19 protein-coding genes are annotated in these 18,808 nt (G+C 64.1%); 9 read left to right on the plus strand and 10 right to left on the minus strand.

The annotated features are described in order from the left end of the window. Nucleotides 1–27: 27 nt before the first annotated feature. Nucleotides 28–717 (minus strand): YafY family protein, encoded by a 690-nt coding sequence (locus tag FJ977_RS13400; RefSeq protein ID WP_140772045.1) that lies wholly within the window; start codon nucleotides 715–717, stop codon nucleotides 28–30. A gap of 135 nt (nucleotides 718–852) precedes the next feature. On the opposite strand from FJ977_RS13400, the gene FJ977_RS13405 reads away from it, so the two are divergent. From FJ977_RS13405 to FJ977_RS13430, 6 genes are all read left to right on the plus strand, one after another. After that, a complete protein-coding gene (locus tag FJ977_RS13405; protein ID WP_140772046.1) occupies nucleotides 853–1,938 on the plus strand; it encodes a class I SAM-dependent rRNA methyltransferase in 1,086 nt (361 codons plus the stop codon). 17 nt (nucleotides 1,939–1,955) lie between these two features. After that, a complete protein-coding gene (locus FJ977_RS13410) occupies nucleotides 1,956–2,813 on the plus strand; it encodes an RNA methyltransferase (protein WP_140772048.1) in 858 nt (285 codons plus the stop codon). 25 nt (nucleotides 2,814–2,838) lie between these two features. After that, complete coding sequence (gene lspA, locus FJ977_RS13415; protein ID WP_140772049.1) at nucleotides 2,839–3,366, plus strand: signal peptidase II; 528 nt, start codon at nucleotides 2,839–2,841, stop codon at nucleotides 3,364–3,366. A 57-nt stretch (nucleotides 3,367–3,423) separates the two neighbouring features. Continuing rightward, entirely contained in the window at nucleotides 3,424–4,413 is a 990-nt protein-coding gene (locus FJ977_RS13420; RefSeq protein WP_140772051.1) for an MDR family oxidoreductase, read from the plus strand. Between the two features lie 142 nt (nucleotides 4,414–4,555). Further along, entirely contained in the window at nucleotides 4,556–6,844 is a 2,289-nt protein-coding gene (locus FJ977_RS13425) for a PAS domain-containing hybrid sensor histidine kinase/response regulator (RefSeq protein ID WP_140772052.1), read from the plus strand. Nucleotides 6,845–7,129: 285 nt separating this feature from the next. Next, entirely contained in the window at nucleotides 7,130–8,005 is an 876-nt protein-coding gene (locus tag FJ977_RS13430) for a GNAT family N-acetyltransferase (protein ID WP_056577807.1), read from the plus strand. A gap of 75 nt (nucleotides 8,006–8,080) precedes the next feature. On the opposite strand, the gene FJ977_RS13435 is transcribed toward FJ977_RS13430, so the two are convergent. Both FJ977_RS13435 and grpE read right to left on the minus strand, forming a co-directional pair. Next, entirely contained in the window at nucleotides 8,081–8,719 is a 639-nt protein-coding gene (locus FJ977_RS13435) for a trimeric intracellular cation channel family protein (RefSeq protein WP_140772054.1), read from the minus strand. A gap of 141 nt (nucleotides 8,720–8,860) precedes the next feature. Continuing rightward, nucleotides 8,861–9,493, minus strand: coding sequence for a nucleotide exchange factor GrpE (gene grpE, locus FJ977_RS13440; protein WP_056577811.1), 633 nt, complete (start codon nucleotides 9,491–9,493; stop codon nucleotides 8,861–8,863). A 227-nt stretch (nucleotides 9,494–9,720) separates the two neighbouring features. Here grpE and FJ977_RS13445 point away from each other — a divergent pair, with 227 nt between their 5' ends. Both FJ977_RS13445 and FJ977_RS13450 read left to right on the plus strand, forming a co-directional pair. Next, on the plus strand, nucleotides 9,721–9,921 hold the full coding sequence (locus tag FJ977_RS13445) for a hypothetical protein (protein WP_140772055.1): 201 nt from the start codon (nucleotides 9,721–9,723) through the stop codon (nucleotides 9,919–9,921). A 134-nt stretch (nucleotides 9,922–10,055) separates the two neighbouring features. Further along, nucleotides 10,056–11,078, plus strand: a complete 1,023-nt coding sequence (locus FJ977_RS13450) for a fatty acid desaturase (RefSeq protein ID WP_140772057.1) — start codon at nucleotides 10,056–10,058, stop codon at nucleotides 11,076–11,078. A 39-nt stretch (nucleotides 11,079–11,117) separates the two neighbouring features. Here the strand turns inward: FJ977_RS13450 and FJ977_RS13455 are convergent, their stop codons facing one another. From FJ977_RS13455 to cysG, 7 genes are all read right to left on the minus strand, one after another. Then, entirely contained in the window at nucleotides 11,118–11,738 is a 621-nt protein-coding gene (locus tag FJ977_RS13455; RefSeq protein WP_140772059.1) for a DJ-1/PfpI family protein, read from the minus strand. Nucleotides 11,739–11,922: 184 nt separating this feature from the next. Continuing rightward, nucleotides 11,923–13,530 (minus strand): GMC family oxidoreductase N-terminal domain-containing protein, encoded by a 1,608-nt coding sequence (locus tag FJ977_RS13460; protein WP_140772061.1) that lies wholly within the window; start codon nucleotides 13,528–13,530, stop codon nucleotides 11,923–11,925. A gap of 96 nt (nucleotides 13,531–13,626) precedes the next feature. Further along, on the minus strand, nucleotides 13,627–14,160 hold the full coding sequence (locus FJ977_RS13465; RefSeq protein WP_140772063.1) for a DUF934 domain-containing protein: 534 nt from the start codon (nucleotides 14,158–14,160) through the stop codon (nucleotides 13,627–13,629). Between the two features lie 163 nt (nucleotides 14,161–14,323). Beyond that, on the minus strand, nucleotides 14,324–15,088 hold the full coding sequence (locus FJ977_RS13470; RefSeq protein ID WP_140772065.1) for a phosphoadenylyl-sulfate reductase: 765 nt from the start codon (nucleotides 15,086–15,088) through the stop codon (nucleotides 14,324–14,326). Continuing rightward, nucleotides 15,063–16,733 (minus strand): nitrite/sulfite reductase, encoded by a 1,671-nt coding sequence (locus FJ977_RS13475; RefSeq protein WP_140772067.1) that lies wholly within the window; start codon nucleotides 16,731–16,733, stop codon nucleotides 15,063–15,065. The genes FJ977_RS13470 and FJ977_RS13475 overlap by 26 nt, the downstream gene beginning before the upstream one ends. 45 nt (nucleotides 16,734–16,778) lie before the next feature. Then, on the minus strand, nucleotides 16,779–17,072 hold the full coding sequence (locus tag FJ977_RS13480) for a DUF2849 domain-containing protein (protein WP_140772068.1): 294 nt from the start codon (nucleotides 17,070–17,072) through the stop codon (nucleotides 16,779–16,781). Further along, nucleotides 17,069–18,520: a siroheme synthase CysG gene (cysG, locus tag FJ977_RS13485; RefSeq protein ID WP_140772070.1), complete on the minus strand. Its 1,452-nt coding sequence runs from the start codon at nucleotides 18,518–18,520 to the stop codon at nucleotides 17,069–17,071. The genes FJ977_RS13480 and cysG overlap by 4 nt, the downstream gene beginning before the upstream one ends. Between cysG and FJ977_RS13490 the strand changes: the two genes are divergently transcribed. Next, on the plus strand, nucleotides 18,521–18,751 hold the full coding sequence (locus FJ977_RS13490; RefSeq protein WP_140772072.1) for a hypothetical protein: 231 nt from the start codon (nucleotides 18,521–18,523) through the stop codon (nucleotides 18,749–18,751). It abuts the gene before it with no gap. Nucleotides 18,752–18,808 lie beyond the last annotated feature (57 nt).

Below are 18,808 nucleotides of genomic sequence, written 5' to 3' on the forward strand. Positions count from 1 at the left end.
GGATACTGTCAGATTCTGGCAGTAGCCTTATGGCCCGCGCGGCTTGTCGAGTGTCGCCCGCCATTCCATGAGCAGCACCTGGCGGCGACGCGGATAGCGCGTATCGATGGGGTTGAGGCCGGATATGCGATCGGTGCGAAAATGCCGGAAATCCTGCCGCATCTCGCACCACGCCACCACCACCCGCACCTTGTCGAAGAAACCGAGTGCGAACGGCCAGACGATACGTTGCGAGGCCACACCGCCGGCGTCGCGGTAGAGAAAGCCGAGTTTTCGCTCGTTGCGGATGGCCTGCCGCACCGTGCCGAGATCGATGCCCTCCATGGCTTGCGCCGGCGGCCCGACCAGCAGGGTGGAGGCGTCGAGATCCTCACGCAGATCATCCGGCAGCACGGCCGCGATCTTGGCCAGCGCATTGGCGGCTGCGGCCGAGAGACGCTGGTCCGGCTGCTTGGCGACCCAGCGCGAGCCGAGCACGATCGCCTCGATCTCATCGTCGCTGAACATCAGCGGCGGCAGCATGAAGCCAGGCTTGAGCACATAGCCCAGGCCCGCCTCCCCCTCGATCGGCGCGCCCTGCCCCTGCAGCGTGGCGATGTCGCGATAGAGCGTGCGGATCGAAATCCCGAGCTCATCGGCCAGCGCCTGTCCGCTCACCGGCCGGCGGTGTCGGCGCAGGCACTGGATGAGGTCGAGGAGGCGTTCGGAGCGGGACATCCAGCAGATTTGCCTGTTTCTTTGACATCGGTCCATCTCTGACCGACATGAACGGGAGCGGCGGCAGCGGCAGACTTGGTTGCGAAGCTGGTTGCCCTATGCCAAAAGCGGCACGCCGCTCGGAGATGCCCCCGCTTGAAGTCTTTTCGCGACAAACGCCGCGACAGCCGCCCGCCCGCCAAAGGCGGAGCCGGAGAGGTGCGTCCGCACGAGGCGCGTGGCACGGCACGGCCGGACGCCAGGCCGCGCGAAGCGCGTGACTTGAAAGCGGAGAGCCAGCCCGCGCCGAAGTCGGCACCGCGCATCCTTGCCCGTCGTGACGGTGTCCTGCCGGCCGAGCAGCTTCCGCTCATCCTCGAAGTGGCCCCGAATGCCGATTATGCGCTGCTCGACAGCGGTGCCGGCCAGAAACTTGAACAATACGGCCCCTACCGCATCGTACGGCCCGAGGGGCAGGCGATCTGGCAGAAGGCCCTGCCGGCCAGGGACTGGGAACGCGCCGACGCCATCTTCACCGGCGACACCGACGAGGAAGGCATCGGCCGCTGGCGTTTCCCCAAGACGCCGCTTGGCGAGACCTGGCCGATGAAGCATGACGGCATCGACTATCTCGGCCGTTTCACCTCGTTTCGCCATGTCGGCGTGTTTCCCGAACAGGCCTCGCACTGGGACCACATGGCCGGGCTGATCGCGGCGGCCAGGCGGCCGGTCAAGGTGCTCAACCTGTTCGGCTACACCGGTCTTGCCTCCTTGGTGGCGGCCCGCGCCGGCGCCGAGGTCACTCATGTCGATGCCTCGAAGAAGGCGATCGGCTGGGCGCGTGAAAACCAGGAGATGGCCGGACTCGGCAGCAAGCCGATCCGCTGGATCGTCGACGATGCGGTGAAATTCGCCGAGCGCGAGGAGCGCCGCGGCAGCCGCTACGACATCGTGCTTTTCGATCCGCCAGCCTATGGCCGCGGCCCCAAGGGCGAGGTCTGGCAATTGTTCGAGGACCTGCCGGCGCTCACCGACCTCTGCCGCGCGATCCTGACGCCGAAACCGCTTGCCGTGGTGCTGACCGCCTATTCGATCCGCGCCTCCTTCTTCGCCATCCACGCTTTGATGCGCGACACTTTTGCCGGCATGGGCGGCAAGGTTGAATCGGGCGAGTTGATCATCCGTGAAAAGTCCGCCGGCAGGGCGCTTTCGACCTCATTGTTTTCGCGTTGGGTGGCCTGAATGCCCGGGAGTCCTGAATGAACGAGCGGCACGCAGGCGCACCCGGCCAGGTGAAGGAAGTCACCAGCCTCGCCAACCCGCTGGTCAAGGACATCAAGGCTCTCGCCCTGAAGAAATTCCGCGACCAGCAGAACGCCTTCATGGCCGAGGGGCTGAAGCTGGTCATCGATGCGCTCGACCTTGGCTGGCAGATCAGGACGCTCGTGTTCGCCAAGGCAGGGCGTGGCAACGCGGCCGTGGAAAAGGTCGCGGCACGCACGGTTGCCGCCGGCGGCACGGTGCTCGAAGTGTCGGAGAAGGTGCTTGTCGCCATCACCCGCCGTGACAATCCGCAAATGGTGGTCGGCGTCTTCTCGCAGAAATTCCTGGCCCTGAAGGACATCCGCGCTGACAATGGCGACGTCTGGGTGGCGCTCGACAGGGTGCGCGATCCCGGCAATCTCGGCACCGTCATCCGCACCGTCGATGCCGTCGGCGCCAAGGGCATCATTCTGGTCGGCGACACCACCGACCCGTTTTCCGTGGAAACGGTGCGCGCCACCATGGGGTCCATTTTCGCCGTGCCGGTGGCCAAGGCGACGACAGAGGCTTTCCTGGCCTGGCGTGGCGGGTTTTCAGGCCTCGTCGCCGGCACGCATCTGAAGGGTGCCGTCGATTACCGCTCGGTCGATTTTTCCCGTGGGCCGGTTCTGCTGATGATGGGCAATGAGCAGCAGGGCCTGCCCGAAAGCCTGGCGGCGAGTTGCGACCGATTGCTCAGAATCCCGCAAGCGGGCCGTGCCGATTCGCTCAATCTCGCCGTCGCCACCGGCATCATGCTGTTCGAGATCCGGCGCGGCGCGCTGAAGCTCGAGCCAATCGCCGACCAGCAATGAAGCCAGCAATGAAGGTTGCCAGCCCGTGAGATCATGGTCCCCCTACGCGCTGCTCGTCGTCGCGGCCATAGCGCTCGATCAGTGGATAAAGCACCTGGTCGAGACCGGCCTGCCGTTTCAGGAAAAAGTCGATCTGGTGCCGTTCCTGGCGCTGTTTCGCACCTATAACACCGGCATCGCCTTTTCGATGTTTTCCTCCTTCGGCGACACCGGCCTGGTGATCATCGCCGTGCTGGTCGTTGCCTTCGTGCTCTATCTCGCCACCCGCACGCCATCGGGCCATGTCATCGCCCGCACCGGCTTCGCCCTGATCATCGGTGGCGCTCTGGGCAATCTGATCGACCGCGCCGTCTACGGCCACGTCATCGATTACATCCTGTTCCACACGCCAGTCTGGTCCTTTGCCGTCTTCAATCTCGCCGACGCCTTCATTTCCGTGGGCGCGGCCCTGGTCGTCTTCGACGAACTCATCGGCTGGCGGCGCGAGCCCAAGTCTTCGAACGCCAAGTCTTCGAACGCCGAGTCTTCGAACGCCAAGCCTTCCAAAGATTGACCCCGCGCGGCCATCGCCGCACAGTCCAGACCGACAAGCAAGCTCGCGGAGAAAAAGATGTCCGAAACCTTCAAAGCCATCCTCATCTCGCGCGACGCCGACAAGAAACAGTCGGTCGCCGTGACGGATCTCACCGAAGCCGATCTGATGGAGGGCGACGTCACCATCGCGGTCGAGGCGACGACAGTGAACTACAAGGACGGGTTGGCCATCACCGGCAAGGCGCCGGTGGTCCGCCGCTGGCCCCTTGTGCCGGGCGTCGATCTCGCCGGAACAGTGATTTCGTCCTCCAATCCCGACTGGCGCAAGGGAGACAAGGTCATCCTCAACGGCTGGGGCGTCGGCGAAACGCATTTCGGCGCCTATGCGGAGCGCGCCCGCGTCAAGGGCGACTGGCTGGTGCCGCTGCCGGATGGCATCAGCGCGCACGACGCGATGGCGGTCGGCACCGCCGGCTATACCGCCATGCTCTGCGTCATGGCGCTGGAGCGGCACGGCATCCTGCCCGACCGCGGCCCGGTTGTGGTGACCGGTGCCGCCGGCGGCGTCGGTTCGGTCGCGGTCTCCATCCTGTCCAGCCTCGGTTACCACGTCATTGCATCGACCGGCCGCAATGCCGAAAGCCCTTATCTGATCAACCTCGGCGCCGCCGAGGTGATTTCGCGCGACGAGCTCAGCCAGCCCGCCAAGCCGCTGGCCAAGGAGCGTTGGGCCGGCGGCATCGATTCGGTCGGCAGCCATACGCTGGCCAACGTCCTGTCGATGACCTCCTACGGCGGCGCCGTCGCGGCCTGCGGCCTGGCCGGCGGCATGGACCTGCCATCGAGCGTCGCCCCCTTCATTCTGCGCGGCGTCTCGCTGCTTGGCATCGATTCGGTGATGGCGCCAAAGGCCGTGCGCCTCGAGGCCTGGCGCCGCATTGGCTCCGATCTCGACCTGCAGAAGCTTGCCAGCCTGTCCACAACCATCGGCTTCGACGGCATCGTCGACACGGCACGCGACATCGTCGACGGCAAGATCCGCGGACGCGTCGTCGTCGACATGTAACGTCCTCGCGGATCGCCGCCGGCGGGCTGAATTGCCAAATCCGGTGGCGAAGCCGCCGCTACCGGGACAAAAACGCCCTATCCGCTAAAATTCGAACGATCCGCCGCAATTTTCCATAATCTCTGTCTGGCAAGGGTTTCGCATGATCGCGGAATCCGACAGCCAGCAGGCAAGCAAGGGCGACGACGTCGATGCGGTGGCCGCGCCGACGGCGGCGCGGCGCTTTATCGCCGCGCCGCCGCTGGTGCCCGAGCAGCAATTGGCCAGGCGCGAAGGGCTGCCGCTGCTCACCTTCGTTGCCATCATGATACTGGCCGGCCTTGCGCATCTGACCGGGGCGCCGATCTTCATCAGCCTCGCATTGCTGGCAACCGGCCTCGCCGGCCTTGCGCTGCATCTGCATGCCAGACGCAGCGTCCATCGCACCGTGGTGCTGCTGGACGAGACCACCGCCCGCAGCCGCGCCGAGATCGAGACGCTCGCCGACCGCATGTGGGAAATGCAGGAAAGCGAGGAGCGCTTTCGCGGTCTCATCGACGCGCTTGGCGATCTCGTCATCCATCGCGATCGCGACGGCAATATCGTCTATGCCAACAAGGTGTTCGCCGATCTCGTCGAAGCCGATCATCGCGATCTTGCCGGCAAGACCCTGGCCGAACTCGGCATCGAGGTCGGCATCGTTCCCGATGCCGCCTTTTCCGATCACGAGTGCCTGAGTTCCACCGATGTCGCCATCCGCACGCCGGGTGGCTCGCGCTGGTTCTCGTGGATCGAACTGTCGGTGCGCGACAAGGACAGCGGCGCAGTTTCGCATCGCGCCATCGCCCGCGACATCACAGCCCGCAAGCGCGCCGAATCCTCGCTGATCACCGCGCGCGAAAGAGCCGAATTCGCAAGCCAGGCGAAATCGCGCTTTCTCGCCACCGTCAGCCATGAAATCCGCACGCCGATGAACGGCATCATGGGCATGGCCAGGCTGCTCGCCGACACCAGCCTGTCGCCGGAGCAGCAGACCTATGTCGGCGCCATCTCGACCTCGGCCAGTGCCTTGCTCGCCCTGATCGAGGACCTGCTCGACTATTCCAAGATCGAGGCCGGTCGCTTCGATCCGGAACCACAGCCGATGTCGGTGCGCGAGATCGCCGACAACATTATCGAATTGCTCGCCGCGCGCGCCTTCGCCAAGGATATCGGCCTCGGCTGCCATGTCGAGCCGGATGTTCCGCAGATGATCACCGCCGACCCGGGCCGGGTCAGGCAGGTGTTGCTCAACCTCATCGGCAACGCCATCAAGTTCACCGACAGCGGCGGCGTGCTGGTCAGCGTCGCGCGCGCCCGCACCGAGACCAGCGATCGCATCTGCTTCACCATCGCCGACACCGGTCCCGGCCTGCGCGACGAGGACATGGAGCGCATTTTCGAGGAGTTCGAGCAGGCCGACGGCACCTCGACGCGCACGCATGGCGGGGCGGGACTGGGACTTGCCATCTCCAAGCGCCTGGTGACTGCCATGGGCGGCACGATTTCGGTCTCCAGCCGGCTTGGCCAAGGGTCGGAATTCGTCTTCGAAATCCCGGCCACGGAGGCCACCGACGCGCCGCAAGGCCGGCAGAATGCGCTTGCCGGCAGGCACGCGGTGATCCTGTCCAGGAACGCCGTCGAGGCCGACGCCATCGCCCGCACCATCCGCGCCAATGGCGGTACGGCCGGTATCGCCGCCACCGTGGCGCAGGCCGCGTCCCTGGCCGACGGCTGTGACGTGCTCCTGGTCGACGCCGCCATGGAAGAAAGCGATGGGAGGCTGCTCAGGCGGCTGCGCCTAAGCGGCTTTTCCGATTGCGAAGCCGTCACGCTGATAGCGCCGACGGACCGCGGCATGCTTGGCGAGTTCCGCGCCAGCGGCTACGCAACGTTCCTTGCGCGGCCGGTGCGTGGGGGAACACTTTTACGTGTCCTTTTGACCAGCCATGGGCCGGCGCTTGCGCAGCCGCAGCCGGAAAAGCGCCGCGCCCCGGCGCTCCGCACCTCGACCGACCGACAGCAGGGCCTGTCCGTGCTGATCGCCGAGGACAACGACATCAATGCCATGCTGGCCCGCGCCACGCTGTTGAAGGCAGGGCACCGCGTCAAGGTGGTCGGCAATGGCAAGGCCGCCGTCGAGGCCGTCACCAGCGCCGGGCACAAGCATCGCTTCGACGTGGTGCTGATGGACCTGCACATGCCGGTCATGGATGGGCTGGACGCGATTGCCGCGATACGCCGCCATGAGGAGGAAATGTCGGTCCCGCCGGTGCCGATCATGGTGCTGTCGGCCGACAGCCAGGAAAAGACCCGCCATGCGGTGCTCGCCCACGGCGCCAGCGGCTTCGTCACCAAGCCGCTCGACCCCGATGCGCTGGTCAACGCCGTCGAGGGCCAGGTCGCCGCTTGAACCGGTTTTCTGGCCCGCGTCCGATGCATGTCAACCAAAAGTGACCCCGGTTTTGCCGGGAGGACATGCATGAAAACAAGGAGCCTGAAGCACGGCATCGCGGCCCGCGTAGGCGCGACACGCTTCATGTCTTCTCATCTAACGTAGCCGGTTGACCGTTTTCGCCAGCCGACGAAGTATTGCCCGCGACGCCGTATCACGGTACTGTCACAATCCTGTTGCACCTACACCGTATCCCCGTGCCAAGAGGGATGGCTCGAAGGAGAATCACTCGTGCATACAGTTATGCCGGAATGTGACACTCGGCCGAACGCCAGCAGCGCCTTGCTTGCCGGACGTAATGTCGATTCCGTCATAAAAGGCGCAGCGCTCGGCCGTATAGGCAACCTCGAAGTGCGGCTCGCCCGCAACGAGGCCGAGATCGCGGCCGCGCAGGAAGTGCGCTACCGGGTATTTTACGACGAGCTTGGCGCCAGGAAGGACCTGTTCCAGGCGCAGGATCGCCGCGACGCCGACCGGTTCGATCCGCTCTGCGATCACCTTCTGGTCTTGGACACCACGCTTTCCGGCCCCGAACATCGTCGCATCGTCGGCACGTATCGGCTGCTGCGGCAAGAAATCGCGGCCACCGCCGGAGGCTTTTATTCCGAAGGCGAATTCGAGCTGACCAAGCTCATCGCCCGCCATCCCGGCCAGCGTTTTCTCGAACTCGGCCGCTCCTGTGTTTTGCCGCAATACCGCTCGAAGCGCACCATCGAGGCGCTGTGGCAAGGCATCTGGGCCTACATCAATCACTACGAAATCGGCGTGATGACCGGCTGCGCTTCCTTCCACGGCACTGTGCCGGCCGCGCATGCCGAGGCGCTGACCTATCTTGCCCATCACTGCCGTACCAACTCCGCCTGGGACGTGCGCGCGGTTTCCGATCGATACTGCTCCATGGACCTGATGCCGATCGAGGCGGTCAACGCCAAGGCGGCGATCGCGGCGATGCCGCCTCTGGTCAAGGGCTATCTGAGGGTCGGCGCCCGCATCGGCGACGGCTGCGTCATCGACCGTGAATTCTCGACGGTCGACGTGTTCGTGGTGATGCCGGTCAAGGAGATCGGCGCCCGCTACGTCAACTACTATGGCGGGGAAGCGCAGCGTTTCGCGGCTTGAAGTGAGCGGTGAGTAGTGAACGCTACGCCGCGACATCACGGGCTGCCTATCGACTACTGACTATTTCCTACTCACTCACGGAATATCCTCCGGCCGCCTTCCCGGCCGGCTCCTGTACGACGGAAACGACCAGCCAAAACGCAGCGCGCCACCGCGCACGGCAAACGCCACGACGAAGCCGGCCAACCCCGAGACAATCTGCGGCAATCCGGCGACATCGCCCAGAGTGAAGATGGCGGCGCCGGCCAGGGCCGCCGTGACGTAGATTTCCGGCCGCAGCAGCACGGAAGGCTCACCGGCCAGGAGATCGCGCAATATGCCGCCAAAGGTCGCGGTCAGCATGCCGGTGATGATCGAAACCACGGGCGAACCGGTGATTGCCAGGCCCCTTGCCGCGCCCATCACCGAAAAGGCGGCCAGCCCGATGGCGTCGAGCCACAGCAGCAGCTTGTAGCGGGATTCGACACGGTGCCCGGTGAAGAAGACCAGGACCGCAACGACAGCGCAGATGAGCACATAGTCGCGGTTTCCCACCCAGAAGACCGGCACATTGAGGATGAGGTCGCGAAACGTGCCGCCGCCAATGCCGGTGACGCTGGCCAGGAACAGGAAACCGATAATGTCGAGTTGCTTGCGCGACGCAGCCAACGCCCCGGTCGCCGCGAAAACGGCAACGCCGGCATAGTCGAGAAGGGCGATGGGATTTAAGGGCATGAGGCAATAGGGGTTAGGCAGTAGGGCTTTGCACGTATGAATAGCACGAAGCCGCGCGATTGATACGACTGCCTTACTTCCCCTACTGCCTACTGCCTACTGCCTACTGCCTACTGCCTACTGCCTACCGACTACTGCCTATCAGGCATCTTTCTCCGCCTGCTCATTCACCGGCCCCGGCTCGACCGGCGCCTCGGCGGCGATTTTCGGGCCACCCTTGGCGACGCCCACCATGGCCGGGCGCAGCACCCGTTCGCCGATCGAATAGCCCGGCTGCACGACCTGGACCACCGTGTTGGCCGGAACGTCGGGATTGGGCACTTCGAACATTGCCTGGTGGAAATTGGGATCGAACTTTTCGCCTTCCGGCGCGAGTTTCTTGACCCCGTGCCGTTCCAGTGCCGACAGCATGGCGCGCTCGGTCAGGTCTACGCCCTCGATGAGCGCCTTGAAGCCGGCATCACCCGACGCCTTGGCCTCGGCGGGAATGGCGTCCAGTGCGCGGCGCAGATTGTCCGACACCGACAGCATGTCGCGGGCGAAATTCGCAACCGCATAGGTGCGCGCGTCATGCACGTCGCGTGCGGTGCGGCGGCGCAGGTTCTCCATCTCGGCCGCGACGCGCAGCGCGCGGTCCTTCAGCTCCTCATTTTCCTTCAGCAGCCGCACAAGCGCTTCATAATCGCCGTCGATACTGCCTTCCGTGCGCTCGGCATTGGCCTCTGCCGCCTCGACTTCACTGGGCGCGCGTTCGTCTTTTGCCTGGTCGCTCATCGCCGTTTCCCGTCATCTCGAATGGTATGGATTTTGAGCCCGATATCGAGGTTTGGCGGCCAAAAATCAAGGGGTAAGCCACCGGACCGGCCTGAACCGTGACCAATGGCGTTACTTCGATTTTAATTCAAACTTTACCTTACCTGCCGGCTTCGCTTGCCACAGAAGCGTGATGCGGGAACCATTCCCTTGCTGGAGGAGTTTCGAAGCCGACACAGGATTTTGAAATGATGACTCGCGACAAGGCAGAAAAAGGAGAAAAGCTCGCCACCGAAGTCAGGCGCCAGTTCGGTGCCGAGGCGATGACACGCTTTCTGCGTACCTTGCCTTCTTTCCGCACCGAAGCCGACATTCCCAACCGATTCAGCGAGTTGCTTGACCGGCTGGACCGGCTGGAGAGAAACAGCCTTGGTGGCGGCCGCCGATAGCCACCTGGCCGGCCTCCGCGCATTGCGGAATTTGGAAGACCAGGCAGGAATGGCGTGTCGCGCGACAATTACACACAGTAATTTCGCGTGACTGCCATCTTGCGGGAGGGGAGCGCCTCCGACTATGCTTCCTGATGAACATGATTTCCCCCGACGCGGCCGCCAACAGCAAGCGGGCCTGGCTGAAGATCCTGGCGCGCTACAAGAAGCCGGACCGGCGGCGCAGCGCCGTCGAACTCGCGATCACCCTCATTCCTTTCGCCACGCTCTGGGCCATGTCCGCGGCCGCTTATGCCTACGGCCATTGGTGGGGGCTGGTCCTGATCCTTCCGGCGGCCGGGTTCCTGGTGCGGATCTTCATGATCCAGCATGATTGCGGCCATGGCTCCTTCTTCGCCAACCGCTATGCCGACGACTGGATCGGCCGCGCACTCGGCGTCCTGACGCTGACGCCCTACGATTGCTGGCGCCGCGCCCACGCGACCCATCATGCCAGCGCCGGCAATCTCGACGAGCGCGGCATGGGCGACATCCTGACGTTGACCGTTGCCGAATATCGCGGATTGTCCTGGCGCGGGCGCCTTGGCTATCGTCTCTATCGCCACCCGCTGGTGATGTTCGGTCTGGGACCGATCTGGCTGTTCATCTTTTCGCAAAGGCTGCCCGTCGGCATGATGCGCGGCGGCTTGACGCCCTGGGTATCATCCATGACCACCAATCTCGCCATCGCGCTTGCGGCGGCCCTGCTCATCTGGGCCGTCGGCCCCGGAGCGTTCCTGGTGGTCCATTTACCTATCGTCGTTCTCGCCGGCTCGGCCGGCATCTGGCTGTTCTATGTCCAGCACCAGTTCGAGGAGACGGAATGGGCAAAGGATGACGATTGGGAATTCCAGCATGCCGCCCTGCATGGCTCGTCCTATTACGACCTGCCGCCGGTGCTGAACTGGTTCACTGGCAATATCGGCGTCCACCACGTCCATCACCTCTCAGCCAAGGTGCCGGGCTACCGGCTGCAGGAAGTGTTGCGGGATTATCCGGAACTGCGCGGCATTGGCCGTGTCACGCTGCTCGACAGCCTGCGTTGCGTCAAACTGGCATTGTGGGACGAAAACCGTCGCAAGCTGGTGTCGTTCCGTGAGGCCCGAGCTGCGGCGTAGGAAGACTGCCGCGCCATGGCGCGACAGTCTGCCACCTGATCAAGCTGCCTGGCGCTCGTCGCGCATCAGGATCTCGCCGTGGCGGATCTCGGTGCCCAGCACCTTCAGGCATTCCCGGATGAAGTTGGACAGGCCCGGCCAGCCCTTCGCTGAAACGAGATTGCCATCGACATGGGCACCGGTCGGCGCGACATCGATGTAGATGCCGCCGGCCAGCGTCACCTCCGGCTCACAATAGTGCAGCGCCGCGACTTCCCTGCCCCGCACCACGCCGTCGACGGCAATCAGGATCTGCACGCCATGGCAGATGGTGAAGATAGGCTTGCCGGCCTCGTGGAAATGCCGCACCAGCGCCTGCACGCGCTTGTCGATGCGAATGTATTCGGGACCGCGTCCGCCCGCTGCGTAGACGGCGTCGTACTTGGCCGGATCCACCTCGGAAAACGTCTTGTTGAGGATATAGTCGTGGCCGGGCTTTTCCGTGTAGGTCTGGTGACCCTCGAAGTCGTGCAGCGAGGTCTTCAGCACATCCCCGGCCTTCTTGTCGGGGCAAACGACATGCACGGTGTGGCCGACGGCATGCATGGCCTGTTCAAAGACGAAAATCTCGTATTCCTCGCTGAATTCGCCAACGAGCATCAATATTTTCTTGCCAGCCATTCCCGGTTCCTCCCTTGCGGCCCATTTATTTCGGGTCGTGAAATAATAGACTTATCCTAAGGGCAGGACGACAAAAGGAAAAGCGCAAATCGCACAATTGGTATGACCAGTTTTCTTCCCCGGAGGGCGGAGCAAGCCCTTCATGACGCACGAAAACAGTATCCCGGGCCGGCCTGAACCGGAGTCAAGCGGCTGCCCTGATCATATCCGCCGCCTTTTCAGCGATCATGATTGTCGGCGCGTTGGTGTTGCCGCCGATCAGCGTCGGCATCACCGAGGCGTCGACGACCCGCAACCCCTGCAGTCCGCGCACCCGCAATTGCGGATCGACCACCGCCATCTCGTCGACGCCCATCTTGCAAGAGCCGGCCGGGTGATAGATCGTGTCGGCGCGGGCACGGATGTGGGACATCAACTCCGCGTCGCTCGAAACACCGGCGGTGTAGATTTCCTTGTGGCGATATCTGGCCAGCGCCGGTGCCTCCAGGATAGAGCGCATCATCCTGGCCCCCTTGAGCAAAAGCTCGGCGTCGCGTTCGTCCGAAAGAAAGCGTGGATCGATACGCGGTGGTGCCACGGGATCATGCGTCGACAGCCCGACCTCGCCGCGCGAATGCGGCCGCAGCACACAGACATGGCAGGAAAAGCCATATCCCATATGTAGCTTGCGGCCATGATCATCGACGATCGCGATGCAGAAATGCAGTTGCAGGTCGGGCCGTTCCATCGCCGGATCGGATTTGAGGAAGGCGCCGCCTTCGGCATAGGGCGTGGCGATCATCCCGCCCCCATCTTTCCGCCAGCGCAGCATGTGCCGCAGCAGGCCAGGCAGGCCGCGCAAGCCGATGCCCATCATGTCGGCATCCTTCGACGTCCAGCCCATGATGAAATCGAGGTGGTCCTGCAGGTTCTTGCCAACACCGGGCAGTTCATGGATGAGCGGAATACCATGCATGGCAAGCTCGGCGGCCGGGCCAATGCCTGACAGCAGCAGGAGCTGAGGCGAACCGAAGGCGCCACCACAGACGATCACCTCGCGCCTTGCTTTCGCAACGGCTTCGCCCTTCCCCGCGCGATACCGCACGCCGGTGGCGCGCTTGCCGTCGAGGATGACCGCAGTGGCATGTGCTCCGGTGATGACGGTGAGGTTCGACCTGTTCATGGCCGGTTGCAGATAGGCAGCGGCCGCCGAGCAGCGCTCGCCATTGCGGCGTTCGCCCCAGAATTGCGTCACCTGATAAAGTCCGGCACCTTCCTGCTCGGCCCCGTTGAAATCATCGTTGCGGCGGATCTGGTTTTCGCCGCAGGCCTCGACAAAAGCCCGGGAGAGCGGACGGGGCTCTTGCTGCTCGGCAACCCGCAGCGGACCGTCACCGCCATGCAGGGCATCAGCGCCGCGTTGATTGCCTTCCGCCCGCCGGAAATAGGGCAGCACCTCGTCCCATGACCAGCCGTCGCAGCCGAGGTCGGCCCATTCGTCATAGTCGCCGCGGTGCCCGCGCGTATAGAGCATGGCATTGATGGCGCTGGATCCGCCCAGCGCCTTGCCGCGCGGCTGGTAGCCCTTGCGGCCGCCAAGCCCCTGCTGCGGCACCGTCTCGAACGCCCAGTTGTTGATCTTCGGCCGGCCCGGCAACAAGGCGATGATGCCTGCCGGCGCGCGGACAAGCAGGTTGCTGCCCGTGCCGCCGGCTTCGATCAGGCAGACCGTTTTCGATGGATCTTCGGACAGCCGCGCGGCAAGCGTGCAGCCAGCGGACCCACCGCCGGCGATGACATAGTCGAAATCCATGACTTCCTCCCTTGCACCCGGCGGATGTTTCCGTCCGGATGACCAAGAGAAAGCTCGATTACGGCCTATGTAAAGACGTGCGGAATTACCGCAACGTCAGCTGTTGCGAAGGCGCCGCCAGGAATATTTCGGGCCCTTGGGCTCCGGCACGGCGGCTGGCTGATAGTAAAGACCCAGCCCGCCGGTGCGGCCTTCCTCCAGGCGTTTCAGCAGCACGGGATTGGAGATCTCGAACTCATCGAAACCAAGGCGCAGCATATGCGGCAAGGGATCGACCAGCACCTGGCCGGTGGCGCGAACGGCACCTTCGAAATGATAGCGGCTGCGCAGCAGTTCGGCCTTGGAGAAGGAGCGCCCGTCGCTGAAGGCCGGGAAGACCAGCGCCACCAGCGACAGCTGGTCGAGCAGGTCGGCGATCTTCTCGAGCTGATCGCCTGGCTGCAACACGACACCGAGCCGCTCCTTGGCGGACCGGCGCACCTCCGGATCAAGGTCGAGGAATGCCTGCAGCGACAGGATGAAGCGGCCATTGCCGGAAAGCGCGTCCGCATTCTCGGCATGAGCCCACTCGTCCTCGCGAAACCCCTCCGGGGTCCAGAGCCGGATCTCCGGTGTCGTCGTTTCGGTCATCAAGAATTCCTAAATATTCAAACGAGCCAAGGATGTTGAGACTGAGGTCAGGCTGCACCGAGAATGGCGGCTTCCGAAGCGGAGCGTAGTTGAAGTACGTGAGCACCGGAAGCGCGGCAAGCCGCCGTTGGCAAGGCCAGCCTCACCTGATTATCAGCATATCCTATAGGGATGCGTCGGTCAGCGACTTCTCCAGCCCCGACAGGTGAATGCCGCACTCGGTCTTGGCGTGACCGGCCCAGCGGCCGCTGCGCGCGTCCTCGCCCGGCTGTACGGGCTGCGTGCACGGAAAGCAGCCGATCGACAGATAGCCATAGGCGACCAGCGGATTTTCGCGCAGCACATGGGCGCGCATGTAGTCGGCCTGGTCCGATGTCGTCCAGTGCGCCAGCGGATTGATGCGGATGCGCGCGCCGACCGCCTCGAACACCGGCAGCGCAGCCCGCGTCGAGGCCTGGAAGCGCTTGCGGCCGGTCAACCAGGCGCGGAACGGTGCCACGCCGCGCGCCAAGGGCTCGACCTTGCGTACATCGCAGCAGGCATCGGTGCTGCTCTGGTGCAGATTGCCTGTCGGGTCGATCCGCTCGAGTGCTGCTTCCTCGGGCTTGATCACCTGGATGTTGGTCAGCCCGAAATCGGCAACGAGCGCGTCGCGGTAGCCGAGCGTCTCCTCGAAATGCTTGCCGGTATCGAGGAAGATGACGGGCAGCGACCGGTCGATCTCGGCGATCATGTGCAGCAACACAGCCGAGTCCGCGCCGAATGACGACACGGCGGCGATCTCGTCGTGAAACAGTTCGCGAACCGAGTGTTCGATGATCTCGAGCGGCTTCAGATGACCGTAAAGCGCATCGAACCCCGCCGCCTTGGCGGCGACGCCGTCATCGACATCGGCGATACGGTCAAGCGGCCTTGGCTTCGCCAGCATAGAGCGCCTCCTTGAACGGCGCGGGACCGACACGGCGGTAGGCGTCGATGAACTTTTCCTGTGGGTTGAGCCGAAGGCCGAGATAGGTCTCGACGATCTGTTCGATGGCGTCGGTGATCTCTTCCGACGAGAAGCCGCGGCCGATGATCTCGCCGACCGACGTGTTTTCGTCGGCCGAGCCGCCCAGCGTCACCTGATAGAGTTCGGAGCCCTTCTTCTCGACGCCGAGAATGCCGATATGGCCCACATGGTGATGGCCGCAGGCATTGATGCAGCCGGAGATCTTCAGCTTCAACTCGCCGATTTCGCGCTGCCGTTCAAGCGAGGCAAAGCGTTGCGAGATTTCCTGCGCGATCGGGATCGAGCGTGCCGTCGCCAGCGCGCAATAGTCGAGGCCCGGGCACGAGATGATGTCGGATATCAAATTGGAATTGGCTGTCGCCAGCCCGATATCGACCAGCGCGTCGTAGACCGCCTTGAGGTCGGCGCGCGCAACATGCGGCAGGATCAGGTTCTGCTCATGGCTGACGCGCAGCTCGTCGAAGGCATATTTTTCGGCGATGTCGGCGACCGCTTCCATCTGGCTGTCCGACGCATCGCCCGGCACCTCGCCGATGCCCTTGAGCGAGATCGTCACCGCCGCGTAGTCGGGATGGCGGTGGGTCACCACGTTCTGGTCGAGCCATTCCGAGAAACCCTTGGAATCGAGACGCGCCAGCTTGACCGCTGCGTCGCCGTTCGGCCGCTCGGTCAGTTCCGGTGGCGCGAAATAGGCTTCGATGGCACGGATGTCGGCTTCCGGCAGCTTCAGTTCGGCGTCCTTCAGCTCCTGCCACTCGGCCTCGACCTGACGGGTGATCTCATCGACGCCGGTCTCGTGGACGAGGATCTTGATGCGCGCCTTGTACTTGTTATCGCGGCGGCCATAGAGATTGTAAACGCGCAGGATCGCCGTGCAGTAGGATAGCAGGTCGGCTTCCGGCAGGAAGTCGCGGATCTTTCTTGCCACCATCGGCGTGCGGCCCTGGCCGCCACCGATATAGACGGCAAAGCCCAGCTCGCCGGCCGCGTTCTTCTTCAGGTGCAGGCCGATATCATGGGTCTGGATGGCGGCGCGGTCGCGCTCGGCACCGGTCACCGCGATCTTGAATTTCCTGGGCAGGAACGAGAATTCCGGATGCACCGACGACCATTGCCGCAGGATTTCCGCATAGGGGCGCGGGTCGGCGGCTTCGTCGGCCGCGGCACCGGCGAAATGATCGGCGGTGACATTGCGGATGCAGTTGCCGCTGGTCTGGATGGCATGCATCTCGACGCTTGCCAGATCAGCCAGGATCGCCGGAATGTCCGACAGCGCCGGCCAGTTGAACTGGATGTTCTGGCGTGTGGTGAAATGGCCGTAGCCCTTGTCGTACTTGCGGGCGATGTGGCCAAGCATGCGCAACTGCTTGCTGTTCAGCGTGCCATAGGGCACCGCGATGCGCAGCATGTAGGCGTGCAGCTGCAGGTAGACGCCGTTCATCAGCCTGAGCGGCCGGAACTGGTCCTCTGATATCTCTCCGGACAGCCGGCGCTGGACCTGGTCGCTGAACTCGGCGACGCGGGCCTGGACAAAATCGTGGTCGAACTCATCGTAACGGTACATGCTTCGTCTTTCAGGGCGCGTCCGCCCGTTTCATCTAATTCCTGGCTATGCGGCCCGCTCGGCCTGCTTGCCGAGATCGCCGCGAATGGTCGGCCCGGCGGCGCGGATCTTCTCGCGCAATCGCACCGGCTCGACCACGCCGTCGACGACGTCCGCGTCGATCAGATTGACGTCGACCACTTCATTGTCGGCATAGGCCTTGGCGCCGATCGCCTCCAGGCGGTCCTCGGCAGCCTTGTCATGAGCAAGGTCCGCATGGCCCACCGTCTCGGCCCAGCCGCCATCGGCGTACCAGACGGCGATGCCATCGGTCAGGCGGTTGGCGGTCAGTATCTTCATGGCTGAACTCTCTCAGTGGCAGCGGTTGCCGCACCCGCATGTTTGTGTGCCGCGAGCGGCTCGGACCGCTCGAAATTGGCGCCGGCGACGGCATCGCCGATAATGGTCATGACCGGCCCGGAAAGATCGCCACGCGCTTCCAGCGATGGCAGGTCGGCCAGCGTGCCGTGGAAGCGGCGCCGGTTGGCAAGGCTGGCATTCTCGACCACCGCGACCGCCGTGTCCGGCGACAGCCCGGCCTCGATCAGGCGGCCGGCGACTTCGGCCGCGACCGAGCGGCCCATATAAACGGCAACGGTGGCGCCGGAAATCGCAAGCTTGGCCCAGTCGGGCAACGAATTGCCCTTGAGGTCGTGGCCGGTGGTGAACACCATCGACGAGGACACTCCGCGCAAGGTGAGCGGCAGTTCGAAATCGGCGGCGGCGGCGAAGGCCGCGGTGACACCGGGAACCACCTCATAGGCGATGCCGGCATCGCGCAGCGCCGCCATCTCCTCGCCGGCGCGGCCGAACACCAGCGGATCGCCCGACTTCAGCCGCACGACGCGCTTGCCCTCCCGGCCGAGCTCGACCAGCAGCGCGTTGATCTCGGCCTGGCTCTTGGTGTGGCAGCCCTTGCGTTTGCCGACACCCAGGCGCTCGGCATCGCGGCGGCCCATCGCAACCACCGCCTCCGGCACCAGCGCGTCATGGACGATGACGTCGGCTTCCATCAGCAGGCGGTGCGCCCGCAGCGTCAGAAGGTCCTCGGCACCCGGACCGGCGCCCACCAGGGCGATGTGGCCCGAAGCCGGTGCGTTCGACAACAGAAGATCCACGGCGGCGTCATGCGCCCGCGACAACTGGCCGGCTTCCACGGCATGGGCAGGCGCACCTTGGAAAAAACTGCTCCAGAAGCGTCGGCGGGCATTGCCTTTCGGCAGCAATTTCTCGGCGGCACCGCGCAGTGAAGCGGCAAGCGTCGCCAGCGATCCAAGCGACGGCGACAGCATCTGGTCGATGCGGCCACGCAGCATCTGGGCCAGCACCGGGCCCGCACCCTCGGTGCCAATCGCGATGGCGACCGGCGCGCGGTTGACGAGCGCCGGGGTGAAGAAATCGCAGAGCTCCGGCCGGTCGACGGCATTGACCGGAATGCCCAGTTTGCGCGCATCGGCGGCGACGCGGCGGTCGAGCGTCTCGTCGCCGCTGGCGGCAAATACCATGACCGCGCCGTCGAGCTGCGAGGCATCGTAAGCCGCCGCGACATGGCTGGCGCCGGACTGAGCGATGAAGGCGAGCAGTTCCGGCTCGGCATTTTCGGTGATGATGCGCAAGACCGCGCTCGACTGTCCGATCAGCCGTGCTTTGGCCAGGGCTTCCTCACCGCCGCCGACAATGGCCACGGCTTCGCCCTCGACCCGCACGAAGACGGGGAAGGCATTGAGCTTGGCATTGGCCTGCGGCATGTGAAAAGCAATCCGGGAACAGTGTCGCAGTTTTACGCCCGGGCGCGAAAAACCAGAAGCAAAGCACTCGCGCATCCTGTGATGGCAGGCAATCGCTTTTTCGCAACTGCGAAAGGCAGGAGAAAAATATTCCACATCCTGGGTGTGGGCGAACTCAAGTCGCTGAAGCAGGCCTTGATTTCAGGTCTTTTTAGCCGCCGGCTCGCTATCTCGCAAAACAGTTTTTTCTAATTTCTACCAATTTAGTAGATTAAAGCCGCCAGCCAACAATTCTCAACCTTCGGCCTC

The sequence above is a fragment of the Mesorhizobium sp. B2-1-3A genome (assembly GCF_006442655.1).
GTDB lineage: Bacteria > Pseudomonadota > Alphaproteobacteria > Rhizobiales > Rhizobiaceae > Mesorhizobium.